Origin of the sequence: Pseudomonas sp. VI4.1, assembly GCF_002029345.1 — a bacterium.
Lineage (GTDB): Bacteria > Pseudomonadota > Gammaproteobacteria > Pseudomonadales > Pseudomonadaceae > Aquipseudomonas.
Genome location: NZ_MULM01000128.1, coordinates 1 through 26,303 on the forward strand (window position 1 = coordinate 1; position 26,303 = coordinate 26,303).

Below are 26,303 nucleotides of genomic sequence, written 5' to 3' on the forward strand. Positions count from 1 at the left end.
CGGCGAAGGCGGTCTGTCAGTCAATAACTGTGTCGACTGACACACCGCCTTCGCCGGCAAGCCGGCTCCTACAGGTATTCAATCCATTTGGACGATCTTTTGATCTTCAGTTACCGCGTTTGCTGGTGATCTGCTTCAAGCGATTACCTTCAAACCGCAAATACTGGTACATCCCGCCATTGGGCCCATAGGTCCATTCCTCGACCTGGAACTCCTCCCGTCGATCGGCGCTGCGTTTGTAGCCCAACACATCACGGCTGACTGGCTCACCGCATTTCTGCAGCACCTCGCCGGACCTGTCCCCGACGCTTATCAATTGACTGCCGCAGCGCAGGGTCTCCGCGGCGCAGGCATGACTGGCGGCCAGCGCCAGAGCCAGGCCTGTCAGCAATCGTCTGAGCATCATTCGGCGTCCAGGTGCAGTGGCGTAATCACCCGACCGTCGCTTTCCGGCTGACCCAGGCTGGCGTCGACGAAGTACACGCGCTCGTCGGCCAACTGAGTCTTGTCGACCAGATAGTCCTTGATGCTGCTGGCGCGATCCTGACCCAGCTGTCGCAACAACACATCGCTGGAGCTCCAGAATTTGATCACGCCCTCACGCATTTTCGCGGTGCGTTCTTCCTTGCCCAGATCCTTCCATTCGGCGGGGGGTTGAGTCTTCAGGCGTGTGCGGTAAATGCCTTCCAGCAGCGGGCCTTTCTCGCTGTCCGGGACCTCCACCAGCGCGGCTTTGGCCGGTACCTTGTCACCGCGGCGTTGCAGCATTTTGTAGTAGTTGTACTTGTATTCCCGTTCCAGGCGTTGCTCGGCAATCAGCGGACCATCGCTGCTTTGCGCAGCAGTCCCTTCGATTTCCAGGCGCAGGGCCGGACGTTCCTTGAGCGCCTGGGACAGTTTGATCAACGAGCCCTCGGCCTCCTTGCTCAGGTCGCTGGAACCCGGCGCAAACGAGACCGTGCCCAGATCTTGCGAACCACCGCCACTGACCAGGCCACCAATCATCTTGAATGGCGCAGCGGCAGCCTTGACGACCAGGTTGCGCAGGGTCTGCCAGATGATAGGCATGACGCTGAACTGCGGGTTGTTCAGGTCGCCGGTCACCGGCAGCTCGATGGAAATCTTGCCGTCCACGTCTTTCAGCAAGGCGATGGCGAGTTTCAATGGCAGGCTTACCGCATCCGGACTGTCGACTTTTTCACCCAGTTGCAGCTGTTCGACCACCACCTTGTTTTCGGCCTTTAACTGGCCTTTGGTGATCATGTAGTGCAGGTCGAGATTGAGCCGGCCCTTGCGGATGCGGTAGCCCGCGAATTTGCCGGAGTAAGGCGTCAGGGTCGTCAGTTCCACCCGTTTGAAACTGGTGGCGATGTCGAGACTGGCCATCGGGTCGAACGGGTTGACCGAACCCTTGATGGTCACCGGTGCATAGCGGTCGACCTTGCCTTTGATGTCGACACTGGCCGGTTTCGCCTGGCGACTGTCGATGGTGCCGATCTGTCCATTGAGCTGTTGGACGGCAGTGGCGAAGTTCGGCGTCAGGCTGAAGTCGGCGAAGTTGGCCGAGCCGTCATTGATGGCAATGCCGCCAATGTGGATGCCCAGTGGTTTGTCCTTGGCGGCGGGTTTGGCGGCGGCGGTCCTGGTACTGGCGTCAGGCGGTTGCGGGATCAGCAGGTCATCGACGTTAGTGGTGCGGTCGTCGTTGATCATGAAGCGCGCATAGGGCTGGAACAGGTTGACCTTGTCGATCGACAGGCTGTCGCCGTGCTGGTAGTTCAGGCCTTCGAGCACCAGTTGCTGCCACTTGAGAAAGTCACGGGTTTTCAGGGTGTCGAGGGTGTGTAGCTGATCGACCTGGGCGCGGCCAGTAACGCTGAATGCCAGTGGCTCGGTGCTTTTCAGATCGACTACCAGATCACTGCCGAGCATGCCACTGCGCAGTTCGAGGCGAATGAACGGGTTGATATAGGACTGCGCGACCCGCAGGTCGATGTCCTTGGTGTGCACGTTCAGTCTGGCGCTGACCGGGGCCAGGTTGACCTCTCCGTCCGCCAGAAGCTTGCCTTGCTTGCCCACGCCCGTATCGACCTTGAGTTTGAAGGGCGAGCCATTGAGGCTGTCGAAATTCTGCAAGTCCAGGTTCAGCGGGCCGACGTCCAGTGCCACGGGCGGTTGCGCCTTGCGGTCGGCCAGATGCACCTGGTAATCGCGCAGTTGCACGTCTTTGAGCAGCACTTGCCAAGGCTTGCTCGGCGGGGCAGGTTCAGGTTTTGGCGAATCGGCGGCGGCTGGCGTACTCACCGGTTCGGCTTTGGCTTTGACCGCCGCTTTGGATGGTTGGCTGGCGAACAGCTTCTGCCAATCGAGTTGTCCGTCCGCTTCAAGGGCCGCCCAGGTCTCCAGTTTATTGCTGCGGATCTTGCCGACCACTACTTGTTGCCTGGCCAGGTCCACTGTGGTTTCGCTGATGTCCAGGCGCGCCAGTTTCGCCAGCGGTCGGCCGTCCGGAGCCTTGATGGCGAAGGGCGCAACACTGACTGCGACGTTACTCAGCAGCAGCTCGGTTTCCTTGGACAAGTTCAGCTTGTAGTCGGTGCTGAGGTTGAGGACGCCCTCTTCGAGCACCAGTGGCACTGCGTCGCGCACATAGGGCCAAAAGGACTTCATCTTGCCATCGGTGATTTTCAGCTTACCTTCGGAGGCAAGCGGGATCAGGCTGAAGTTGCCGGTCCAGTCGAGCCGTCCACCGCCCGGGCCGACGGCCATCAACGTCATGTCGGCACTGTCTTCGGGCAGGGTGCTGAGGTTCTTCAGCTCGAAGTCGAGCTTGTCGTAGAGGAATTCGATGGGCTCGCTCGGCCGTGCGTCCTGGAAGTGCACGTAACCGCCAGCCAGTTTGACGCGCTCGACCCGCAGGGGGAACGGTTTGGCATCCGGATCGGCCGGAGTCGGCTCGCTGGCGGGCAGTTTGAACAACCCTAGCAGGTTGAGCTTGCCGTCCTTGCCGAAGAGGATTTCAGTCTTGGGTTTGTCCAGCTCGATATCAGACAGGTGCAGCGCCTTGGTCCAGAGGCTGTCGATCTGCAGATTGGCGTACAGGCGCTCGAAGCCGACCTGTTCCTTGCCCGGCTCACCAATGACAAGGCCCCAGAGGGTGACCTCAAGGCTGAACGGGTTGAGCTCGATTCGCTGGATCGTGGCGGGCGTCGTGGCATAGTTGGCCAACTGCTGGTTGGCCACTCGCAACGCGATACCCGGCAAAATCAGAAACCCCAGCAGGCTGTAGAGGGCCAGCGCGGTCAACAGAGCGCCAATGGCGCGAATCAATCCTTTGGGCATGTGCGGCTTCATTTGTCTGAATCGGAGTGCCTTGGAGTATGGCACGCGATTCTGGTTCCGAAGTCACTGCGCTTTGAGGATTTGTTTTACGTTATTGCTGAATCTCAGAGTTGCAGGATCAGCGTTTTCAGCGGCGGCTGTTGGTCCATGGACGGGAAATCGCCGCCCGGTTTCATCACTGTCCACTCGCGCACCGGCCGCCCGGCCTTCTCGGCACAGCGCAAAACCTGTTCGCGCCAGTCGTCCATGCTGACTTTTGCCAGGTTGTTGCAGCAGATCAGCACGCCATCGTCGGCGGTGGTCAATAACGCCGGTTTCAGCAGGCTCTGGTAGTCGCGCAGCAGGTCGACGGTGCCGAATGCGCTCTTGGCCCAGGCCGGCGGGTCCAGCAGCACCAGATCGTACTGGCGTGGTTCCAGGCGCGGATAACTCGGTAGTTTCTGCCCGCGACGCTGGCTGATCGGCAGGCCGGCCAACTGCCGGATCGCCGGAAAGTAGTCGGACTGGATGAACTGCATGCCTGGCAGCTGCGGATTGAGCAGGCCGTTCTCGCGACCGACCGCCAGGTTGCCTTCGGCGAAGTCCAGGTTGCACACCTCGCTGGCACCACCGGCTGCGGCGCTCAAACCGACGCCGCAGGTATAGGCGAACAGGTTCAGCACTGTTTTGTCCTGGCTGTGCGCCTTGACCCAGCCCCGGGCGTTGCGCAGGTCGAGGAACAGCAGTGGGTCCTGGCCTGCATGGCGTCCGCGAACCCTATAGTTCAGGCCCCATTCATGGCCGATCAGGTCTTGCAGGGCGGCTTCATCGGCACGGTAGACCGCGTCTTCGCGGTCGATGCGCGAGTTGCCCCCGGAGCGGTCGTTGTACACCAGCAGGGTGTCGAGGCCGAGGTGCTGATTGACAGTGTCGTGCAGTTGCAGCAGGGCATCGCGCACCAGGGGCTGGTGGAAGCTTTGCACCAGCAGTTGCGGGCCGTAGCGGTCAATTGTCAGGCCGCCAGCACCTTCCTGGCTGCCATGGAACAGCCGATAGCAATCGGTGCCTTGCTGGTGCAGCTCGGCGAGCAGGTCCTGGCGATGATCGAGGGCGGCGCGCAGCGCCTGATTCAAGGAAGACATGCTGGGCGCCTTGCAGAAGGGAATTTGGGCGCGGGAGTTTAACAGTTTGAGCCATGAAGAACCTGTGGGAGCGAATTTGCTCGGGGCGGCGTTCCGACGATGGGCGCCAACGATAACCCGCAGTATCAAACAGCACGTGTCGTCCTTGCGTTCTTCGCGAGCGAGCTCGCTCCTACAGGGTGCGATTTTGTAGATACTCGTCGACGGTCAAGCTTCCGCCAGCAAATATCGCTCCTACAACCCCATCCGTCGCCTGGCCCGTTGTACCGACCCATTACGCACCGCCCAGCGCAACATCGGCGCACTGCGATTGACGCTGGCGCGGATCAGCTTGCGTTGCAGCGGGCCCTGGTTCACGCCCAGCATGTCGCTGGCCCAGTCCGGCAGCAGGTCGATCCCGGCCTGCATCATCAAGCCGCCGAACGGCTTGGCCAGGCGGCTGGGGGCGGGGGCGTTCAACAGCAGTCGCACCACTTCCCGACTGCGCTCGTCGCACAATAGTTGTGGGCGCATGTGCTCAAGGTAATCGGCAATGGCCTGTCGTGACCGGGGTACATCGCGTGCGCCCAGACGCTCTGCAACCATGGCGATTTCGGCGTAATAGCGATCCTGATCGGCCAGCGACAGCTTCGGGTTGCGGTAACGCAGGTGCGCGGCGAGGAAATGGCTGACTTCGGCCACATGGACCCAGGTCAGCAGCTCGGGGTCGCTGGCGGCATAAGGCCGGCCATCAGGGGCCGTGCCGGTCACTTGCAGGTGGATGGTGCGGACTTTCTCGATCAGCCAGTCGGCGTCCTTTCGTGAACCGAACGTGGTGCCGGAAATGAATTGCCCGGTGCGGCGCAAGCGGCCGAGCATGTCCTGGCGAAAATTCGAATGGTCCCAGACCCCGGCCAGGGCCAATGGATGCAGGGCTTGCAGCATCAGGGCACTGATGCCGCCGATCAGCATGCTGCTGAAGTCGCCATGCACTTGCCAGCTCACCGAATCGGGTCCGAACAGGCCGGGATCGCCCTTGGGGTTTTCCAGGTCGAGCTTGCCCAGGGACAGGCCTGTCAGGCTCATGATCTGGGTTTCGATGCGGGTGCGGATGAATTCCATGGCGACTCGGAGGGGGAAGAAGTATCTGGCGCGGGCCTGATGCGCCCCCCTGTAGGAGCTGGCAAGCCAGCTCCTACAAGGGCGCGTGCACACCTTACTGGTTCAGGCGTTTATCGACCAGCTCCTGCACCACGCTGGGATCAGCCAGGGTCGACGTGTCGCCCAGCGTGTCCAGCTCGTTGCACGCAATCTTGCGCAGAATCCGCCGCATGATCTTGCCTGAACGGGTTTTCGGCAACGCCGGAGCCCACTGGATCAAGTCCGGTTTGGCGAAACTGCCGATTTCCTGGCTGACATGCGCCAGCAATTCTTTCTTCAGTTCGTCATTGGGTTCGGTGCCGTTCATGGGGGTGACGAAGGCGTAGATGCCCTGGCCTTTGACATCGTGGGGATAGCCGACCACCGCCGCTTCGGCGATGCTGTCATGCAGCACCAGGGCGCTTTCCACTTCGGCGGTGCCGATGCGGTGTCCGGAAACATTGATCACGTCGTCGATACGGCCGGTGATCCAGTAGTCGCCGTCTTCGTCGCGCCGCGCGCCGTCGCCGGTAAAATAATAGCCGGGGTACGGCTTGAAGTAAGTGTCGACCATCCGTTGCGCGTCCCCGTAGACACTGCGGATCTGCGCCGGCCAGCTGGATTTGATCGCCAGCACGCCGCTGCCGGCACCCTTGATCTCCTTGCCCACTTCATCCAGCAGCACCGGCTGCACGCCGAACATCGGTTGCGTGGCGCAACCGGGTTTGATTCGTTGGGCGCTGACCAGGGGGCTGAGCATGATGCCGCCGGTTTCGGTCTGCCACCAGGTGTCGACGATCGGGCAACGCTGCTCGCCGACGGCATTGAAGTACCATTCCCAGGCTTCCGGGTTGATCGGCTCACCGACACTGCCGAGTAATCTGAGGCTCGCGCGGGACGTTTCCTTCAAGGGTTCGAGACCTTCGCGCATCAGCGAGCGCAGGGCAGTCGGTGCGGTGTAGAAGATGTTCACGTGGTGCTTGTCGATGACCTGCCAGAAACGCGAGCTGCTTGGATAGCTTGGCACGCCTTCGAAGATCAGGGTGGTGGCGCCGTTGGCCAGCGGACCGTAGACGATGTAGCTGTGGCCGGTGACCCAGCCGACGTCGGCGGTGCACCAGAACACCTCGTCGTCGCGGTAGTCGAGCACGTACTTGAAGGTCATTGCCACCTGCAGCAGATAGCCACCCGTGGTGTGCACCACACCTTTGGGTTTACCTGTGCTGCCGGAGGTGTAGAGGATGAACAGCGGGTCTTCAGCGTCCATGGGCTCAGGCGGGCAATCGTCACTGACCTCATCCAGCGCCTGGTGATACCAGAGATCGCGACCTTCGACCCAGTCAACCTCGCCCTGGGTGCGCTCGACCACAATGACCGTGCTGACGTTCGGGCAACTTAGCAGCGCCTTGTCGACCTTCTGCTTGAGCGGCACGACTTTACCGCCGCGCACGCCTTCATCGGCGGTGATCACGGTACGGCAGTCGGCGTCGAGAATCCGGTCGCGTACAGAGTCCGGGGAGAAACCGCCAAACACCACCGAATGCACCGCACCGATCCGGGTGCAGGCGAGCATGGCATAGGCCGCTTCGGGGATCATCGGCATGTAGATGCACACCCGGTCGCCTTTCTTCACGCCACGGCTTTTGAGCACGTTGGCCAGGCGACAGACGTTGAGATGCAGTTTTTTGTAGGTGATCTGTACGGATTCAGCGGGGTCGTCGCCTTCCCAGATGATTGCGACCTGATCGCCGCGCTTTTCCAGGTGACGGTCGATGCAGTTGTAACTGACATTCAACTTCCCGCCGGCGAACCAGCTGGCCTCACCGGTTTTCAGGTTGTAACGCTGGACGGTGTCCCAGGGCGTACTCCAGTCAAGAAAACGAGTGGCCTGTTCGGCCCAGAAGGTGCTGGGATGTTCGATGGATTGGCGGTAGAGGCGGTGGTAGTCGTCTTGACTGAGGTTTGCAGCCCGGCGGACGGCATCGGCTTTGGGGAATGTGCTGATATCGAACATGACGGTTCCTTATTCTTGTTTTGAGACAAGAGGGGAGCTACACGACCCTCGTAGGAGCTGGCTTGCCAGCGAAGGCGGCGTATCAGTCGACACATAGGTTGCTGACACACCGCCTTCGCTGGCAAGCCAGCTCCTACAAGGTTAGCTTGCCAGCGAAGGCCGCGTATCTGTCAACATTCAAGTTGACTGACACACCGCTGTCGCTGGCAAGCCAGCTCCTGCAGGGAGTGGCGTCAAATCACCCGCGGTGACGACCGCGGAAGTAGTTGATCAGGCCTTGGGTGGAAGCATCGTCAGCCGGGGTTTCTTCTTTGCCGACCAGGCGGTTGTAGACGCCTTTGCCCAGCTCCTTGCCCAGCTCCACGCCCCACTGGTCGAAGGCGTTGATGCCCCAGACCACGCTTTGCACGAAGACTTTGTGTTCGTACATCGCCACCAACGCGCCGAGACGACGCGGGCTGATGCGCTCGACCACCAGGGTGTTGCTCGGACGGTTGCCCGGAATCACCTTGTGCGGTGCGATTTTCTGCACGTCTTCTTCGCTCACGCCCTTGTCACGCAATTCGGCTTCTGCCTCGGTGCGGTTCTTGCCCAGCATCAGCGCCTGGCTTTGCGACAGGCAGTTGGCGTACAGCCACTGGTGGTGGTCGGACACCGGGTTGAAGCTGACGATCGGCACGATGAAGTCGGCCGGGATCAGTTGGGTGCCCTGGTGCAGTAACTGGTGATAGGCGTGCTGGCCGTTGCAACCCACGCCACCCCAGATGACCGGGCCGGTGTCGGTGGACACGGGAGTGCCGTCCTGACGCACGCTCTTGCCGTTGGATTCCATGTCCAGCTGTTGCAGGTGTTTGGTGATGTTACGCAGGTAGTGGTCGTACGGCAGGATCGCATGGCTCTGCGCGCCCCAGAAGTTGCCGTACCAGACACCGAGCAACGCCAGCAGCACCGGCATGTTCTGATCGAATGGCGCGCTCTGGAAGTGCTGGTCCATGGTGTAGGCACCGGACAGCAGTTCCTTGAAGTTCGACATACCGATGGCCAGGGCAATCGGCAGGCCGATGGCCGACCACAGCGAGTAACGCCCGCCGACCCAATCCCACATCGGGAAGATGTTTTCTTCGCGGATACCGAACGCCACGGCCGCCGCGTTGTTGCTGGAGACGGCGATGAAGTGACGATACAGCTCGGCCTCCGAACCACCTTGAGCCAGGTACCAGGCACGCGCGGCCTGGGCATTCTTCAGGGTTTCGAGGGTGTTGAAGGATTTCGACGAGACGATGAACAGCGTGGTCTCGGCGCGCAGCTTCATGGTCAGTTCGTGGAACTCGCTGCCGTCGATGTTTGCCAGGTAATGGCAGCGCACGCCTTTTTGCGCGTAGGACAGCAGCGCTTCGGAGACCAGCTCCGGGCCGAGGAAGGAGCCACCGATACCGATGTTCACCACGTCGGTGATTGGCTTCTCGGTGTAACCACGCCACAGACCATCGTGAATACGGCCCACGAGGTCGGTGATCTGGTTCAGTACCTTGTGCACTTCCGGCATCACGTTGACGCCGTTGACCGACAGCTTGTCGCCCACCGGGCGGCGAAGGGCGGTGTGCAAGGCCGGACGACCTTCCGAGGAGTTGACGATTTCGCCGTCGAACAGCGCTTTGATCGCGCCCTGGAGGTCGACTTCGTTGGCCAGGCCCACCAGCAGATTGCGGGTCTCGGCGTTGATCAGGTTCTTCGAATAGTCGAGAAACAGACCACAGCTGCTGAGGGTGAATTGAGTAAAGCGCTGCGGATCGGCATTAAAGGCTTCGCGCATGCTGAAATCCTGCATGGCTTGGCGGTGGTCATTCAACGCTTGCCAGGCGGGCAGAGCGGTCACATCGTGAGGAGTGCGGTAGTACGCCATCGCTGCGGGTTTCCTTTTTACTTGAACGGCCTTTTGAACACTAAAAATCGCGGAACGCTGTGGGTGGGCGTTCCGGTCAACTGCGTCGACACGATTTCATGGCGCAGGGCGAATACAGTAACTCCCGCGCGGTGATCTGTCTTGACTTTGTCTGACCTGTTTCCGGTACTTTTTTAACATCTGGCCGAGGAACAGTCCGACAGACGGAGGGGGAGGAGGATTTTGGTTTCGATCGATCGGACAGGATTGCCAACATGATCGAAGGCAGGAATGCGGTGTTGAAACTGCCTCAGAACCCTGTAGGAACTGGCCAGCGAAGGCGGTGTGTCAGTTAATACATGTGTCGACTGACACCCTGCCTTCGCTGGCAAGCCAGCTCCTACAAGGGATTGCGGTGTATCAGTCGATATTGATGCTGAATGACATGCCGCCTTCGCTGGCAAGCCAGCTCCTACAGGGGGTTGCGGTGGTCAGGCGGACGCGTCGAGGTTCAGGTGCAGGTTGTCGATCAACCGCGTGGTGCCGAGGAAAGCCGCCACCAGAATCACCAGGTCCCGATCCTGTGCAGTCGCCGGGCGCAACGTCTGGGCGTGGCGAATCTCCAGGTAATCAGGGCGCAGGCCAGCCGCTTCAAGCTGCTGGATCTGTGCCGAGATCAACCCAGGGAAATCGCGGTCGCCTTGTTTGATGGCTTCGGCAATCGACGACAGCGTGCGATACACAATTGGCGCAACGGCCCGCTGCTCTTCACTGAGAAAGCCATTGCGCGACGACAGCGCCAGGCCGTCGGCCGCACGCACGGTCGGTTCACCAATGATCTGGATCGGCATGTTCAGGTCATGGACCAGGGATTTGATCACCGCCAATTGCTGGAAGTCTTTCTGGCCGAAAATTGCCAGGTCCGGCTGGACCATGTTGAACAACTTGCTGACGACCGTCGCCACCCCTTCGAAATGCCCGGGACGGCTGGCACCGCACAAACCTTCGGAGAGTTGCGGAACACTGACTCGGGTCTGGCCGGCGATGCCGTCGGGGTACATCTCTTGGACGGAGGGCGCGAACAGCAAATGGCACCCGGCCTGGAGCAATTTTTCCTGGTCGGCGGCGAGGGTCCGGGGGTATTTGTCGAGGTCTTCGCCCGCGCCGAATTGCAGCGGATTGACGAAAATGCTCGCGACCACGAAATCCACCCGTTGGCTGGCTTTGGTAATCAGCGCGACATGCCCGCTGTGCAGGTTGCCCATGGTCGGCACGAAGCCGATGCGCTTGCCTTCGCTGCGGGCGCGGGCCACGGCGGCCCGCAGTTCGCGTACGGTTTTGACGGTGTTCATGCAGAGAATCCGTGTTCGATACCTGGGAAAGAGGCCGCTTTGACTTCAGCGACGTAGGCGCTCAAGGCCGCGTGAATGCTGGTTTGGCCAGTCATGAAGTTCTTCACGAACTTTGGCACGCGGCCGGTGATGGACAGCCCCAGCATGTCGTGCAGAACCAATACCTGGCCATCAGTGCCGCTGCCGGCACCGATGCCGATCACCGGGATCTTCACCGCCTGGGTGATTTCTTCGGCCAGTTCACTCGGCACGCATTCGAGCAGCAGCATTGCCGCGCCAGCCTGTTCGAGGGAGATCGCGTCGGCACGCATCTGCCGCGCCTGGTTTTCGTTGCGGCCCTGGACTTTGTAACCGCCAAGGATGTTCACCGACTGTGGCGTCAGCCCCATGTGCGCGCATACCGGAATGCCGCGCTCGGCCAGCAGACGGATCGAGTCCGCGAGCCACAAGGCACCTTCGACCTTGACCATGTGCGCACCGGCCTGCATCAACAGCGCGCTGTTGGTCATGGCTTGTTCGGTGGTGGCGTAGGCCATGAAGGGCAGGTCGGCAAGAATCAACGCATCGGCGTTGCCGCGTTTGACGGCTGCCACGTGATAAGCCATTTCAGCGGTGGTGACCGGCAGGGTGCTGTCGTGACCCTGCAAAACCATGCCGAGGGAGTCGCCCACCAGCAGCACTTCGATACCCGCTTCATTGCAAGCGTGGGCGAAAGTGGCGTCATAGCAGGTCAGCATGGTGATTTTTTCACCTTTTTGCTTGAGACCTTGCAGCGTGGTCAGGGTGATGGCTGGCATGAAAAGTTCCTCATTCAGGCGCTGTGGAAACTACTGCGAGTAACGCGCGTGATTCTTCGTTAAATACAGGCGCACGGTCTGTTGTCGTGCTTTGAAGGCCTGGATTGCGCCCTTTAACGCCGTATTGGCGGCAGCGGGACGCCTATAGTCGTGAGGAGAACTCGGGAAGTCAATTGGGTGTGTTACCGCGTTGTTACGTGTGGGGTGTTACCGGGGTAACTGATGCGTTTCAGCAAGCGCAGGTCTTATATTCGACACAGATCACTGTGGGAGCGGGCTTGCTCGCGAATGCGGTGGATCATTCCGCACACATGTTGCCTGACACACCGCATTCGCGAGCAAGCCCGCTCCCACAGGGGATCTGCGTCAATTCGGGGGGAGGCGTTCCAGGCCGACGAATGGGCAAGCTGCGAGCAATTCTGTCAGGCAGCGGCCATCAGCCAGACGCAAGCCCGCAGGCGCCAGTTCGGCCAGGGGATACAGGACGAAAGCCCGTTCCTGCAGGTGGTAATGAGGCACTTTGAGGCGAGGCTCGTCGATCAGCCGATCACCGAACAGCACAATGTCGAGGTCCAGCGTACGCGGCCCCCACCGTTCCAGGCGCTCGCGGCCCTGTTCGTTTTCGATCGCTTGCAGCGCATCCAGCAGCTCCAGGGGTGGCAGCGTGCTATCGAGGGCGGCAACCGCGTTGGTGTATCGCGGTTGCCCGGGCAGCAGCGAATCGCTTTGATAAAACGCGGAAACCCCGACCAGTTCGGTCTGCGGCAACTGCGCCAGCGCATCGACCGCGCTGCGTAATTGTTCGGCGGGGTCAGCCAGATTGCTGCCCATGCCGATGTAGATGCGTTCCATGGCTTACTCGCCCGGGGCGCTCGGTGCGCCAGCGGCGCGTTTGCGCTTGGCGCCACCGCTGCGACGACGTTTGCGCGGGGCGCCGGTGCCGTCATCCTTGCCGCTGAGGTCGCGGATCATGTCCCGACGTTCGCTGTCGTTGGCGTCCTGGTAATCGGTCCACCATTCGCCCAGGCCGTCGGTCTGCTCGCCGGCGCTTTCGCGCAGCAGCAGGAAGTCATAACCGGCGCGGAAGCGTGGATTGTCCAGCAACAAGTCAGCACGTTTGCCGCTACGGCGGGGCAGGCGTTCCTGCATGTCCCAGATTTCGCGGATCGGCATGGTGAAGCGTTTCGGAATCGCGATCCGCTGGCACTGTTCGGCAATCAGTTCATGGGCCGCTTCCTGCATGGCCGGAATGGGCGGCATGCCACGTTCCTGCAACCGCAGGACGCGCGCCGGCAGGGCCGGCCAGAGCAAGGCAGCGAAGAGGAACGCCGGGGTCACCGGTTTGTTCTGCTTGATCCGCAGGTCCGTGTTGCTCAAGGCGTCACTGATCAGCGTATGGGTGTACGTCGGGTTGTATTCCAGCGCTTCGGCACTGGCCGGGAACAGCGGATCGAACAACTGCAGGTCGACCAGCATCTCGAAGGTGTCCGCGGCATGACCGGAGAGGAACAACTTGAGTACTTCTTCGAACAGGCGGGCCGATGGGATCTCGCGCAGCATCGGCGCCAGTTCACGAATGGGCGCGGCGCTGTGTTTTTCGATGCCGAAATTCAGCTTGGCGGCAAATCGCACGGCCCGCAACATCCGCACCGGGTCTTCCTGGTAGCGTTGCTTCGGATCGCCGATCAGGCGGATCAAGTGATTGCGAATGTCGTGTACGCCATTGGCGTAATCGAGAATGCGTTCACTGACCGGGTCGTAGTACAGGGCGTTGATGGTGAAGTCGCGGCGTTGCGCATCCTCTTCCAGCGTGCCGTAGACGTTGTCGCGCAGGATGCGTCCGCTCTCGTTGCGGGAAGACTGGTTGCTGTCTTCTTCCTCGTCGTTTTGCGGATGATTGGCGCGGAAGGTCGCGACTTCGATGATTTCGCGGCCAAAGTGGATGTGCACCAGTTTGAACCGGCGCCCGATGATCCGCGCATTGCGGAATTCGGCCCGGACCTGTTCCGGGGTGGCACTGGTGGCGACGTCGAAGTCTTTTGGCGTGATGCCGAGCAGCATGTCACGCACGCAACCACCGACCAGGTAAGCCTGGTAGCCGGCGTTCTGCAGGCGTTCGACGATATTCACCGCGTAACGGCTGAACTGCGCCTTTTGCAGCGAATGTTGGCCGCTGTTGAGCACTTCAGGCGTGCTGCGAATGTGTTGCGTATGACGCTTGGGAGAACGGAATGACTGGAACAGCTTCTTCAGCATGGGATGCACTGTTTGAAGGAATGTTCGGCCAAAACGAAGAATGACCGCATGATGGGCGGGGATTCTAGCATTTAGTCGGGGGATGGTGTAGGACACTGTAGGAGCAGCCGGTCGATGCTCGATTGCTCGCGATGGTCGTGAACGATAACGGGTACAGCCAGATACCCAACGACGTCCTCAGGTGCTTCGCGAGCAAGCTCGCTCCTACACAGGAAGCGGGGATGGGGTTGCGAATCGCGGAAACTACAAGGGGAGCCGAAGCTCCCCAAGAAAGTAGTTGCATGCTCTATTTTTATTTTTGATTCGGGCTTCTTGTTTTTGTTGAGTGCCCTCGCCATGAAGATTTTCCTTCATGACCCTCCCAATCGGGAGCCAAGAGCAAACGGATTGCTTTGGTCGCTGTGTTGCAGTGATCTTGCGATCCAACCAGTTCAGGCACTGCCTAAAGACAGTTTTTTATTATTCTCGGCCTGGTCGTGGGGCACGCCCCAAATACAACGCCTCTCCAAAAGAATCAGTTAGCTGCGCCTCTCGCCGTCTTGTTTTTATTGTGCGTGAGTCGATTCGTCTTATTTTTATTGTCTTGTGCATTGCTTGTTATTGTTCTTGTACCAAACATATAGCAGGGTGCGTGCCAACTTTTGTGAGGCCCAGCAAAACAAGGGGTTGCGTGCTCCGGACGGGTTTTTCGAGGCCCAAAAAAACCGGGGCTTCGTTACCGTAAGCCCCGGCTTCTGTTACGTGAGAAAGCTCAGGTAACAGTTTCTTCACGTTTGTCGGGTGTTACCCGCACATCGGACAGCTGCGGTTCAGCTCTCGCTGGCCACGCCGGTCTTGCGCCGCGGGATGCCCAGGCGCTGGCGGCGTTCCCACAGGCATTTGCGACTGACCCCGAGTTTGCGGGCCAGCTCGGTTTCGGTCATGTGGTCCTGATGTTCTAGAACGAAGTGCTGGAAGTAGTCTTCCAGTGACAGGTCTTCGGTCGGCTCGTGGCTGCTGTTCCCGGCGCTGTTACCCTGTTGCGGCGCCAGGCCGATGAAGTCGTCTTCTTCCAGGTCGCTCAGCTCGATGTCGATACCCAGCAGTTCGGCGGATATCTCCGGGCTCTCACACAGGATGACCGCGCGCTCGACGGCATTTTCCAGCTCGCGAACGTTACCCGGCCAGGAATAGTGACGAATCGCCTGCTCGGCGTCCGCGGCAAACCTCAGGTCGGTGCGATTGACTCGCGCGCTCTGCCGCGCCAGGAAGGCATTGGCAATTTCATTGACGTCCGCACCGCGCTCGCGCAAGGCCGGCAGTTTCAAGGCGATCACGTGCAGGCGGTAATAAAGGTCTTCACGGAACTGGCCGATCTTCGCCAGGCTCTTGAGGTCCCGGTGAGTCGCGGCGATCAGGCGTACATCGACCTTCTGCGACTGCACCGAGCCGACCCGGCGAATTTCGCCTTCCTGCAGCACGCGCAGCAGGCGAGCCTGGGCTTCCAGCGGCAGTTCGCCGATTTCGTCAAGGAACAGTGTGCCGCCATCGGCCGCTTCTACCAGGCCGGCACGCCCGGCGCTGGCGCCGGTGAACGCGCCTTTTTCGTGGCCGAACAGTTCGGACTCGATCAGGCTTTCCGGAATGGCCGCGCAGTTCACCGAAATCATCGGCGCCTTGGCGCGTCTGGACAGGTTGTGCAGGGCACGCGCCACCAGTTCTTTACCGGTACCGGACTCGCCCTGGATCAGGACATTGGAGTCGGTCGGCGCGACTTTGCGGATCTTGCTGTACAGATCCTGCATCGGCGGGCATGAGCCAATGATGCCGATTTCACCGTTGCTGTTGTCGACACCCGGTTTTGCCGCGCCATTGCTGGCTTTGCCGGCAACGGGTTCGCCGCTGACCTGCACCGATTGGCGGTCACGCAGGATGCGCGCGACGGCCTGGAGCATTTCGTCATGATCGAAAGGCTTGGCGATGTAATCCACCGCGCCCATCTTCATCGAATCGACCGCCGACCGCAGGCTGGCGTAGCTGGTCATGATCAGCACCGGTGTGCCCTGGCCAAGCTTGATCAGCTCGGTACCCGGGGCGCCAGGCAGGCGCAGGTCACTGACGATCAGGTCGAACGTGGGAATAGTGAAACGTTCTTGTGCTTCCTGCACTGAACCGGCTTCGCTGACCTGGTACTGGTTACGTTCCAGCAGGCGGCGCAAGGCGGAGCGGATAATGGTTTCGTCTTCGACGATCAAAATGTGCGGCATTGATTCGATACTCTCGACGGTCTCAGTTCACAGCGGACGTCGCTTCGACATGACGCGGCAATGTCACCCGGATACGGGTGCCGCGTTGGCTTTGTACATCAGCCGGGCTGTCGATGGTGATTTGTCCATAATGCTCTTCAACGATGGAATAGACCAGTGCAAGGCCCAGACCGGTGCCTTCGCCAGGATCCTTGGTGGTGAAGAAAGGTTCGAACAGTCGGTCCATGATGCTCGAGGGAATACCGCTGCCTTCGTCTTCGACGATCAAATCGACCGTGTGTTCGCCGGCTTCGCTCTTGACCCGCACCGCACTGCCGGGAGGCGAGGCGTCACGGGCGTTCGAGAGCAGGTTGATCAGTACTTGCGCCAGGCGCTGAGGGTCACCTTCGACCCAGTGGTCGGGGTCGCACAGGTTGTAGAACTGCACTTCGAAATTGCGTCGGTTCAGGGCCAGCAGGCCGATGGCATCCTGGGCCACTTCGGCCAGACAGACGGGCTCGTCGCTGTGCTGATGACTGCCGGCGTGGGCAAAGCTCATCAGCGACTGAACGATGCGTGACACGCGTTTGGTCTGTTCGAGAATCTGCCCGCTGATTTCCTTCAGTTCGCTGTCGTCTTCGCGCTCTTCGCGCAGGTTCTGCGCCAGACAGGCGATGCCGGTGATCGGGTTGCCGATTTCATGGGCCACGCCGGCGGCCAGGCGGCCGATGCTGGCCAGACGCTCGGAATGCACCAGCTTGTCTTCGAGCATCTGGGTTTCGGTCAGGTCTTCCACCAGCAGCACCAGGCCGCTGTTACCCGGTGCCAGGGGTTCATCGATCGCCGCTTTGTGCAGGTTCAGCCAGCGGGTCTGGCCATCGAGGGCCAGGTGCTGCTTGTGCAAGTGCTCGTCGGGCAGATTGATGAAGCCTTGCAGCAGCGCTTTCCACGGATCGGCGATGGTGCTCAGGCGCGAACCGACTACGCGTTGTGCGGCAATCCCGGTCAATTCCTCCATGGCTTTGTTCCACATGAGGATTTCCTGATCCTTGGCCAGCGAGCAGACGCCCATCGGCAACTCCTGCAAGGTCTGGCGGTGATAGCGGCGCAGGGCATCGAGTTCGGCGGCAAGGCCGGTGAGGCGCGAATGGTAATCCTCGAGCCGGCTTTCGATGAAGTGGATGTCTTCGGTCACGTAGTTTTCGCCGCCCGCCTTATAAGGCAGGAAGGTTTCGACCATGTCCTGGGCCACGCTCGGCCCCATCAGGCCGGACAGATTGGCTTCGATGCGGTCACGCAAACGGCGCAGGGCGTAAGGCCGGCGCTCGTCGAAGGGCAGATAAAGGTCGCGCAGGGCTTGCTCGACTTCTTTCTGTGCGGCCTTGGCGCCCAAGGGTTTGGCCAGCTGCGTGGCGAACTCCTGGGGGGAGGCGGCGTGCAGTTCCCGGCGTTGCGGGCGACGCACGTTATCCACGGCGCAGGCTTCGGCGGCGCTGGCCTCTTCGGCGCTGGCGTTGGTGAACAGCGAAATCAGGGTGAACATCAGCACGTTGGCTGCCAGCGAGGCGATGGCCGCCATGTGCCAGCTGGTGTCGTCCAGCACGTAGATCATGTTCAGCAGCGGAATGTAGAAACCCTGCAGATTGCCCACCAGCGGCAGCAGCATGGTGACCAGCCACACCAGGATCCCGGCGAGCAGGCCGGCGATGAAACCGCGGCGGTTGGCGGTCGGCCAGTACAGGACCGACAGCACGCCCGGGAGGAATTGCAGGGTGGCGACGAAGGCGACGATGCCCAGGTTGGCCAGGTCCTGCTCGGCACCCAGCATCAGGTAGAAACCGTAGCCGGCCATGATGATCGCGACGATCAGCGCCCGGCGGGTCCACTTCAGCCAGCGGTAGATATTGCCTTCGGCCGGCGGCTGGTAGAGCGGCAACACCAGGTGGTTCAGCGCCATCCCGGACAGCGCCAGCGTGGTGACGATGATCAGCCCGCTGGCCGCCGACAAGCCACCGATGTAGGCCAGCAGTGCCAGGGCTTTGCTGTTGGCGGCGATACCGATGCCCAGGGTGAAGTATTCCGGGTTGGTGGTGGCGCCGAGTTTCAAGCCGGCCCAGAGAATCAACGGCACGGCCAGGCTCATCAGCAGCAGGAACAGCGGCAGGCCCCAGCTGGCGCTCACCAGGGAGCGCGGGTTGAGATTTTCGGTAAAGGTCATGTGATACATGTGCGGCATCACGATCGCCGAAGCGAAGAACACCAGCAGCAGCGTGCGCCATGGCCCTTCCTGTAGCGGCGTATGCAGGGCCGCGAGGGCGGTCTGGTTTTGCAGCAGCCACAATTCCAGCTGTTGCGGGCCGTCGAACACGCCATACAGCGCATACAGGCCGACGCCGCCAATGGCGATCAACTTGATCACCGATTCGAAGGCAATCGCGAACACCAGGCCTTCATGCTTTTCGCGGGTGGCGATATGGCGCGAACCGAAGAAGATCGTGAATAAGGTAATCAGCGCACAGAAGCTCAAGGCCACGCGATGCTGGACCGGCTCCCGGGTGAGGATGCCGATGGAGTCGGCCACCGCCTGAATCTGCAAGGCCAGCAACGGCAGCACGCCGATCAGCATGAAGATGGTCGTCAGCGCCCCGGCCCAGGTGCTGCGGAAACGGAACGCGAACAAATCGGCCAGGGAAGACAGCTGATAGGTGCGGGTAATCTTCAGGATCGGATACAGCAACACCGGCGCCAGCAAGAACGCGCCGGAGACCCCGAGGTAACTGGACAGAAAGCCATAGCCGTACTGGTAGGCCAGGCCCACCGTGCCGTAGAACGCCCAGGCACTGGCGTAGACGCCCAGCGACAGGGTGTAGGTCAGCGGGTGGCGAATGATCGCCCGGGGGATCATGCCCCGTTCGCTGACCCAGGCGACGCCGAACAGCACCGCCAGGTACGCGGCGCTGATCAGGATCATCTGGGTCAGGCTAAAGCTCATCGGCATCTTTTTGGCTCTGCAGGATGAAGGTCACGACGATCAGGATCAGCCAGAGCAGATAGGGGCGATACCAGGCGCCAGTAGCGTCGATCCACCAATCCATGATGGCCGGGGAAAACAGATAAATCCCCACTACCAGGAGCAGGACCAAGCGATAGATGTACATCCCGGCCTCTCTTCTTTATGCGCGTGCCCGAAAACGTGCGGCGATGGTAACGGATGGGCGCGCCACTGCAAGTGTGATCACTGAAGTTGCGCTTCGGGCAGGTTGAGTGTGCGCGGGATCTTCAGTGCATCCCAGTGGGCAATGCCCCAGTCCAGCACTTCCCGTGGCGTGGCGTAAGCCAGTTCGGCGCCCGGGGTTTGCCCGAGTGCGCGCAACGCACGCAGCAACAAGGGCGTTGCCTGATCTTCGCTCAACGGCGGCGAACGGTACGACTTGCCGAGCTTGTTGCCGTCGGGCTGGGTAATCAGCGGGATATGCAGATAACGCGGTTGCCGCAGGCCGAGCAGTTCTTGCAGGTAGAGCTGGCGCGGGGTGGAGTCCAGCAGGTCGGCGCCCCGGACAATATCGGTGATGCCTTGCCAGGCATCGTCCAGTACCACCGCCAGTTGATAGGCGTAGAGCCCGTCGCGGCGGCGGATCACGAAATCGCCGACTTCCCGGCCCAGGTGTTGGCGGAATTCACCCTGGACCCGGTCGATGAAGTGGTATTCCAGCTCCGGAACCCGCAGGCGAATCGCGGCATCTTCGGTGCCGTGCCCGGCGTTGCGGCACAGGCCCGGATAAATCCCGTGATAGCGCTCCAGTTGTTTGCGCGAGCAGGTGCAGGCATAAGCCAGGCCAAGCTTGAACAGGCGATCGATGACTTCGGCGTAGGCGGCGTGCCGGTCACTCTGTCGGACCATCTCGCCATCCCACTCGAAACCGTAGCTTTCCAGGGCCTTGAGAATGGCCGCCTGGGCGCCGGGTTCTTCCCGAGGTGGATCGAGATCTTCCATGCGCATCAGCCAGCGACCACCCACCGCACGCGCGTCGAGGTACGACGCCAGCGCGGCGACCAGCGAGCCGAAATGCAGATGGCCGCTGGGCGTGGGGGCGAAGCGTCCGATGTAGGTGGGGGAGGTGGTGGCGGTCATGGGGGCAATGTTACTTTTTCCGGGCTGGCGCCAAACAACCTGTAGGAGCAGCCGGTCGACGCTCGATTGCTCGCGAAGGTCGTCAACGATAACGCTGTGAGCCTGATTCTGCGCGGCGTTCTCAGGTTTTTCGGGAGCGAGCTCGCTCCTACAGTGACGGCGATTTTTGTCTCAGCGAATATCAGAAACAAAAACGGAGCGTTCGCACGCTCCGTTCTTTCGTTCAAGTCGAGATCACTTGCCGACTTGCTTTTCCTTGATTTCCGCCAGGGTCTTGCAATCGACACACATGTCGGCGGTAGGGCGGGCTTCCAGTCGCTTGACGCCGATTTCGACGCCGCAGGACTCGCACCAGCCATACTCTTCGTCTTCGATCAATTGCAGGGTCTTGTCGATTTTCTTGATCAGCTTGCGCTCGCGATCACGGGCGCGCAATTCGAGGCTGAATTCTTCTTCCTGGCTGGCACGGTCTGCCGGGTCCGGGAAGTTGGCCGCTTCGTCTTTCATGTGATCAACAGTACGGTCGACTTCCTGCATCAAGTCCTGTTTCCACTTGTTCAGGATCTTGGTGAAGTGAGCGCGCATGGGCTTGCCCATGTATTCCTCGCCCTTCACTTCTTTGTAGGGTTCGAAGCCGCTGATCGACTGATTTTGTTGCTTTGCTTGGGTGGGCATGAAATGGACCGCCTCTACTCTTGTAATCCATTGCGCAGGATTGCTCCATCACCGACACCTGCCGGCCCTGCGGCTGCAAGCGGGCGAACTTACCAGATCAAATCGGACCGCGCCACTCCCGGATGTCGAGGTAGTGGCCTTCGGTGCTTGCAAATCTATGCGAAGCCTTGTCTGGTGGTGCTGGAGACCTGATCAAATATTGATTTTAGTCAAACCTGGGGCACACGCTCGAGACGTTTGAGTCCAGAGTTATATGGCTGTGACCGCTTTAGGTTCTCGCTCGTTCCTGCGCTTGGGTAGAATCGTTTTTTTTCCCTGTTGAAGGAAGGCCAATGGCTCAGCCCTACAGTGCACGCAGTCGCGCGATCGAACCTTTCCACGTCATGGCGCTGCTGGCGCGGGCCAACGAATTGCAAGCCGCCGGCCACGACGTGATTCACCTGGAAATCGGCGAGCCGGACTTCACCACCGCCGAGCCGATCATCCAGGCCGGCCAGGCGGCACTGACGGCGGGCAAGACCCGTTACACCGCAGCGCGCGGTATCCCGGAGTTGCGCGAAGCCATTTCAGGCTTCTATCGGCAGCGTTACGGGTTGAATATCGATCCGCAGCGCATTCTCATCACCCCCGGCGGCTCTGGCGCGCTGTTGCTGGCCAGTGCCCTGCTGGTGGACCCGGGCAAGCACTGGCTGCTGGCGGACCCGGGGTACCCGTGCAACCGGCATTTCCTGCGGCTGGTGGAAGGCGCGGCGCAGTTGGTTCCTGTCGGCCCGGAGGTGCGTTATCAGCTGACGCCGGACCTGGTGGCCCGTCATTGGGACCACGACAGTGTCGGCGCCTTGGTGGCGTCGCCGGCCAACCCAACCGGGACCATCCTGACCCGCGATGAATTGGCGGGCCTGTCTGCCGCCATCAAGCTGCGCCACGGCCATCTGGTGGTGGACGAGATTTACCACGGCCTGACCTATGGCACCGACGCGGCCAGTGTGCTGGAAGTGGATAACGACGCCTTTGTCCTAAATAGTTTTTCAAAGTATTTCGGCATGACCGGCTGGCGACTCGGTTGGCTGGTGGCACCCGAAGCCGCGGTCGGGGAGCTGGAAAAACTGGCCCAGAATCTCTATATCAGTGCCCCGAGCATGGCCCAGCACGCTGCGCTGGCCTGCTTTGAGCCAGCCACCATCAGCATCCTGGAAGAGCGTCGCGCCGAATTCGGCCGGCGTCGGGATTTCCTGCTGCCGGCCTTGCGGGAATTGGGCTTCGGCATCGCCGTGGAACCGGAAGGGGCTTTCTACTTGTACGCCGATATCAGCAAGTTCGGCGGTGATGCCTTCGCGTTCTGCCGACATTTCCTCGAAACCGAACATGTTGCGATTACCCCTGGACTCGACTTTGGCCGTTATCAGGCCGGGCATCATGTGCGGTTTGCCTACACCCAAAGCCTGCCGCGCTTGCAGGAAGCGGTCGAGCGGATTGCGCGCGGTTTGCGCAGCTGGCAAGGCTGATGCGCTTTCATCCGCCACTCGAAGAAGGTCGCCTGATCCGTCGCTACAAGCGTTTTCTCGCGGATATCGAGACCGTTGACGGCGAGTTGCTGACCATTCACTGCCCAAACACCGGGTCCATGCTCAATTGCCAGGTCGAGGGCGGGCAGGTCTGGTTCAGCCGTTCCAATGATCCGAAACGCAAATTGCCCGGCACCTGGGAAGTTGGCGAAACCCCCCAGGGGCGGCTGTTTTGCGTGAATACCGGGCGAGCCAATGGCTTGATCGAGGAAGCATTGCGGGCCGGCGTTATCACCGAGCTGAACGGCTTTACCGGGCTGAAGCGTGAAGTGGCCTATGGCCAGGAAAGCAGCCGCATCGATTTCCGCCTCGATTACCCGAGTGGACCGGCCTATGTGGAAGTCAAAAGTGTCACCCTGGGTTACGACGGCTCATTGGTGGCGGCATTTCCCGATGCGGTGACGCAGCGCGGGGCCAAGCATTTGCGGGAGCTGGCCCATCTGGCCCGGGACGGGATTCGCGCGGTGCAGTTGTATTGCGTGAACCTCACCGGAGTCGATGCGGTACGTCCTGCCGAAGAAATCGATTCGGCCTACGCCGCTGCACTGCGTGAGGCGGTGGCCTGTGGGGTCGAGGTATTGGCCTACGGCGTTCGGTTGAGCCACGAAGAGATGGTGGTCGATCGACGACTGGCCGTGCTGCTCAACGGTTAAAGACTGACCCAGATCCCTTGGTCGTCCTCGCGGCAGGCGACGCTGGCCAGGGATTGCCCGGCGCACGGCCCGGAGACGCATTCGCCGTCTTCGATCAGGAACAGTGCGCCATGGGTGGCGCACTGGATCAGGCTGTTGCTGGGGTCGAGAAACTGGTTGGGGGTCCATTCCAGCCCGACGCCACGGTGCGGACAGCGATTGATATAGACATAGGCCTGACCGCCCCGGCGCACGGCAAAGAGTTTCTGGCCGTCGATGTCGAAACCGCGGCTGCTGTTATCGGCCAGCTCGACGCCAGTACAAAGAAACTTCATGTCTATCCTCAAGTGCCGCGTCTGGTGACCGGATATGTCCGAGCTTGACGTTCAAATGCAAACAATTATCAAATGACCGCTTCGCCCATTGGCTGGGCAGGTAACGGATGCCGAGGATACTTGGCCTGTCATCTCGATGCCTGGGAAAAACTTTCAAGGAAGCTGTTTATGCGCCTGAATACCCGCGTTGCTGCGCTCTGTGTCGGACTTCTCGTCAGTTGTCACGCCGCAGCCGCCGAGTTGCCACAACGTTGGGTCAGTGCTGGCGGCGCGCTGTCGGAGTGGGTCAGTGCGCTAGGTGGCGAATCGAAACTGGTGGGTGTCGATACCACGAGCCAACACCCGCCTTCCCTGAAGGCACTGCCCAGTATCGGTTATCAGCGACAATTGTCGGCGGAGGGTATTTTGAGTTTGCGCCCGCAGATTCTGATCGGCACCGAAGAAATGGGGCCGCCGCCGGTGCTTTCGCAGGTTCGCAGTGCCGGCGTGCAAGTCGAGCTGTTTTCCGCCCAGCCGGACCTGCCGACCTTGCAGACCAATCTGCAACACTTGGGCAAATTGCTTGGCGCGCAAGACCGGGCGGCGCAATTGCTGCAGGCCTATCAGCAGCAACTCGAGCAGCAAAAGGTCCGGGTCACCCGGGCGCAGCTGAAGGAAAAGTCGCCGGGCGTGCTGTTGCTGCTCGGCCACGCCGGCGGCAAGCCGCTGATCGCCGGCAAGGACACCGCCGCCGACTGGTTGCTGCAACAGGCCGGCGGGCACAATCTGGCAACACATTCCGGCTACAAACCTTTTTCCGTTGAATCGCTGGTGAGTCTGGATCCTGACGTGCTGGTGTTTGCCGATCGTGCGCTCACCGGCGACGCCGCGCGCGCAGCGATGTTCAAGGAAAATCCGATCCTGTCCTCGACCCGCGCGGCCAAGGACGGACGAGTGATGGAGCTCGATCCAACCTTGCTGGTCGGTGGCCTCGGGCCGCGGTTGCCCGAAGCGATGGAATCACTGTCTGACGGCTTCTTCCCCGGTTCTGCCGGCCAATGACCATTCTGGTTAAACCGCGTGCTTTGTTTATTGGCCTGAGCCTGCTGTGTTTGCTGGCGATCTGGCTGTCGTTGGCGCTGGGCCCCGTCAGCTTGCCGCTGTTCGATACCTTGCGCGCGGCGTTGCGGCTGATCGGCTTGCCCATTGCGGCCGACGGGTTGGAGCAGGCGGAGCTGATCCTGGGACAGATTCGCTTGCCGCGCACGCTCTTGGGGTTGGCGGTGGGGGGCGTCCTGGCATTGTCCGGCGTGGCAATGCAGGGGCTGTTTCGCAACCCGCTGGCAGATCCGGGGTTAGTCGGGGTTTCCAGCGGCGCGGCGCTGGGCGCGGCGATCGCCATTGTCGGCGGTTCGCTATTCGGCGGCCTGCCGGAAGCCTTCGGGCCTTATCTGTTATCGCTGTGCGCATTCATAGGCGGGCTCGGCGTCACGGCGCTGGTGTATCGGCTGGGCCGGCGCAACGGGCAGACCCATGTCGCGACCATGCTGCTGGCGGGTATCGCCTTGACCGCGCTGGCCGGTTCCGCCGTGGGGCTGTTTACCTACCTGGCCGACGACGCGACCCTGCGCACGCTGACATTCTGGAACCTGGGCAGTTTGAACGGCGCCAGCTATGCGCGACTCTGGCCGTTGTTGCTGATCACGGTGGGCGTGGCGCTGTGGCTGCCGCGCCGGGCCAAGGCGCTGAATGCGTTGCTGCTGGGGGAGTCGGAGGCCGGTCACCTGGGCATTGATGTCGAAAGGCTCAAGCGGGAGCTGGTGTTCTGCACGGCGCTGGGTGTCGGCGCGGCAGTCGCGGCGGCAGGGATGATCGGCTTTGTCGGGCTGGTGGTGCCGCACCTGGTGCGACTGCTGGCGGGTCCTGACCATCGCGTGCTGTTGCCCGCCTCGGTGCTGGCGGGCGGCAGCCTCCTGTTGTTTGCCGATCTGGTCGCACGACTGGCGCTGGCGCCGGCCGAGTTGCCCATCGGGATCGTCACGGCCTTCATTGGTGCACCGTTCTTTCTGTATTTACTGCTCCGGGGGCGTGCCTGATGTTGCGAACGCAAAATCTGCAGATCCGTCGGGGTCGCAAGATCGTATTGACCGACATCACGCTCGAGGTCAAGCCGGGCGAAGTCCTGGGAGTGCTGGGGCCGAACGGTGCCGGGAAAAGCACCTTGCTCGGCGCTTTGTGCGGCGAGTTGCAGGCTGACCAGGGCAATGTCTGGCTCGATGAGCGCGAGTTGAGCCACTGGGCCGGGGCATTGCGCGCCCAGCGCCTGGCCGTGCTGCCGCAGGTATCGACCCTGGACTTCGCCTTTCGCGTCGAAGAAGTGGTCGGCATGGGCCGCTTGCCCCATCAGAGCGGGCGGGTCCGCGATGATGAAATCATCACCGCCGCATTACAGGCTGCCGATGCCGGACATCTGACTGGCCGCAGCTACCTGGCCTTGTCCGGTGGCGAACGTCAGCGGGTGCACCTGGCGCGGGTACTGGCACAACTCTGGCCGGGCGAGGCGGGGCAAACCCTGTTGCTCGATGAGCCGACCTCGATGCTCGACCCGCTGCATCAGCACATCACCCTGCAAGCGGTGCGCGCGTTCGCCGATCGCGGCGCGGCGGTGTTGGTGATCCTGCATGATCTGAACCTGGCGGCGCGCTATTGTGATCGCTTGCTCCTGCTCGAAGGCGGGCGCCCGGTGGCGCTCGATACGCCGGAGCAGGTGTTGCGTCCGGAACCGCTCAAGGCGGTCTTCGGCCTGGAAGTGCTGGTGCAACAGCATCCGGAGCGTGGGCATCCGCTGATCATCGCCCGCTGAGTGTCTGAAAGGGA

At 61.1% G+C, this 26,303-nt stretch carries 21 protein-coding genes; 5 read left to right on the plus strand and 16 right to left on the minus strand.

Annotation, left to right across the window (positions count from 1 at the left end; translation table 11 throughout):
* Positions 1–106: 106 nt before the first annotated feature.
* From BZ163_RS09215 to dksA, 15 genes are all read right to left on the minus strand, one after another.
* Positions 107–403 carry a DUF2845 domain-containing protein gene (locus BZ163_RS09215; RefSeq protein ID WP_128870675.1) on the minus strand — a complete coding sequence of 99 codons (297 nt, stop codon included), beginning with the start codon at positions 401–403 and terminating at the stop codon, positions 107–109.
* Positions 403–3,354, minus strand: coding sequence for a DUF748 domain-containing protein (locus tag BZ163_RS09220; protein ID WP_128870645.1), 2,952 nt, complete (start codon positions 3,352–3,354; stop codon positions 403–405). Before BZ163_RS09220 ends, BZ163_RS09215 begins: the two co-directional genes overlap by 1 nt.
* A gap of 92 nt (positions 3,355–3,446) precedes the next feature.
* Positions 3,447–4,463, minus strand: coding sequence for a class I SAM-dependent rRNA methyltransferase (locus BZ163_RS09225; protein ID WP_128870646.1), 1,017 nt, complete (start codon positions 4,461–4,463; stop codon positions 3,447–3,449).
* A gap of 234 nt (positions 4,464–4,697) precedes the next feature.
* Positions 4,698–5,564 (minus strand): oxygenase MpaB family protein, encoded by an 867-nt coding sequence (locus BZ163_RS09230; protein ID WP_128870647.1) that lies wholly within the window; start codon positions 5,562–5,564, stop codon positions 4,698–4,700.
* A gap of 94 nt (positions 5,565–5,658) precedes the next feature.
* Complete coding sequence (gene acs, locus BZ163_RS09235) at positions 5,659–7,596, minus strand: acetate--CoA ligase (protein ID WP_128870648.1); 1,938 nt, start codon at positions 7,594–7,596, stop codon at positions 5,659–5,661.
* Positions 7,597–7,834: 238 nt separating this feature from the next.
* Positions 7,835–9,499 (minus strand): glucose-6-phosphate isomerase, encoded by a 1,665-nt coding sequence (gene pgi, locus BZ163_RS09240; RefSeq protein WP_128870649.1) that lies wholly within the window; start codon positions 9,497–9,499, stop codon positions 7,835–7,837.
* 470 nt (positions 9,500–9,969) lie between these two features.
* A complete protein-coding gene (gene panC / locus BZ163_RS09245) occupies positions 9,970–10,830 on the minus strand; it encodes a pantoate--beta-alanine ligase (RefSeq protein WP_128870650.1) in 861 nt (286 codons plus the stop codon).
* Positions 10,827–11,627, minus strand: a complete 801-nt coding sequence (panB, locus tag BZ163_RS09250) for a 3-methyl-2-oxobutanoate hydroxymethyltransferase (RefSeq protein ID WP_128870651.1) — start codon at positions 11,625–11,627, stop codon at positions 10,827–10,829. The genes panC and panB overlap by 4 nt, the downstream gene beginning before the upstream one ends.
* A 366-nt stretch (positions 11,628–11,993) precedes the next feature.
* Entirely contained in the window at positions 11,994–12,479 is a 486-nt protein-coding gene (folK, locus tag BZ163_RS09260; RefSeq protein ID WP_128870652.1) for a 2-amino-4-hydroxy-6-hydroxymethyldihydropteridine diphosphokinase, read from the minus strand.
* 3 nt (positions 12,480–12,482) lie between these two features.
* Positions 12,483–13,883 (minus strand): polynucleotide adenylyltransferase PcnB, encoded by a 1,401-nt coding sequence (locus tag BZ163_RS09265; RefSeq protein WP_128870653.1) that lies wholly within the window; start codon positions 13,881–13,883, stop codon positions 12,483–12,485.
* 809 nt (positions 13,884–14,692) lie between these two features.
* On the minus strand, positions 14,693–16,129 hold the full coding sequence (locus BZ163_RS09275; RefSeq protein WP_128870655.1) for a sigma-54 dependent transcriptional regulator: 1,437 nt from the start codon (positions 16,127–16,129) through the stop codon (positions 14,693–14,695).
* A 22-nt stretch (positions 16,130–16,151) separates the two neighbouring features.
* Complete coding sequence (locus tag BZ163_RS09280; RefSeq protein WP_168187334.1) at positions 16,152–19,106, minus strand: sensor histidine kinase; 2,955 nt, start codon at positions 19,104–19,106, stop codon at positions 16,152–16,154.
* Positions 19,090–19,266, minus strand: coding sequence for a hypothetical protein (locus BZ163_RS09285; protein ID WP_003176118.1), 177 nt, complete (start codon positions 19,264–19,266; stop codon positions 19,090–19,092). The genes BZ163_RS09280 and BZ163_RS09285 overlap by 17 nt, the downstream gene beginning before the upstream one ends.
* 77 nt (positions 19,267–19,343) lie before the next feature.
* Positions 19,344–20,240, minus strand: a complete 897-nt coding sequence (gene gluQRS / locus BZ163_RS09290) for a tRNA glutamyl-Q(34) synthetase GluQRS (RefSeq protein WP_128870657.1) — start codon at positions 20,238–20,240, stop codon at positions 19,344–19,346.
* Between the two features lie 234 nt (positions 20,241–20,474).
* Positions 20,475–20,915 carry an RNA polymerase-binding protein DksA gene (gene dksA, locus BZ163_RS09300; protein WP_007902025.1) on the minus strand — a complete coding sequence of 147 codons (441 nt, stop codon included), beginning with the start codon at positions 20,913–20,915 and terminating at the stop codon, positions 20,475–20,477.
* A gap of 332 nt (positions 20,916–21,247) precedes the next feature.
* Here dksA and BZ163_RS09305 point away from each other — a divergent pair, with 332 nt between their 5' ends.
* Both BZ163_RS09305 and sfsA read left to right on the plus strand, forming a co-directional pair.
* Entirely contained in the window at positions 21,248–22,420 is a 1,173-nt protein-coding gene (locus BZ163_RS09305; protein WP_128870658.1) for a pyridoxal phosphate-dependent aminotransferase, read from the plus strand.
* Positions 22,420–23,133, plus strand: coding sequence for a DNA/RNA nuclease SfsA (gene sfsA / locus BZ163_RS09310; RefSeq protein WP_128870659.1), 714 nt, complete (start codon positions 22,420–22,422; stop codon positions 23,131–23,133). The genes BZ163_RS09305 and sfsA overlap by 1 nt, the downstream gene beginning before the upstream one ends.
* On the opposite strand, the gene BZ163_RS09315 is transcribed toward sfsA, so the two are convergent.
* On the minus strand, positions 23,130–23,447 hold the full coding sequence (locus tag BZ163_RS09315; RefSeq protein WP_128870660.1) for a Rieske 2Fe-2S domain-containing protein: 318 nt from the start codon (positions 23,445–23,447) through the stop codon (positions 23,130–23,132). The two genes, sfsA and BZ163_RS09315, sit on opposite strands and share 4 nt — an antisense overlap.
* A 168-nt stretch (positions 23,448–23,615) precedes the next feature.
* Here BZ163_RS09315 and BZ163_RS09320 point away from each other — a divergent pair, with 168 nt between their 5' ends.
* The 3 genes from BZ163_RS09320 to BZ163_RS09330 are packed head-to-tail and all read left to right on the plus strand — an operon-like array spanning position 23,616 to position 26,289.
* Complete coding sequence (locus tag BZ163_RS09320; protein ID WP_128870661.1) at positions 23,616–24,488, plus strand: hemin ABC transporter substrate-binding protein; 873 nt, start codon at positions 23,616–23,618, stop codon at positions 24,486–24,488.
* 50 nt (positions 24,489–24,538) lie between these two features.
* Positions 24,539–25,522 (plus strand): iron ABC transporter permease, encoded by a 984-nt coding sequence (locus BZ163_RS09325; protein ID WP_168187335.1) that lies wholly within the window; start codon positions 24,539–24,541, stop codon positions 25,520–25,522.
* Positions 25,522–26,289, plus strand: a complete 768-nt coding sequence (locus BZ163_RS09330) for a heme ABC transporter ATP-binding protein (RefSeq protein ID WP_128870663.1) — start codon at positions 25,522–25,524, stop codon at positions 26,287–26,289. Before BZ163_RS09325 ends, BZ163_RS09330 begins: the two co-directional genes overlap by 1 nt.
* Positions 26,290–26,303: the final 14 nt, after the last annotated feature.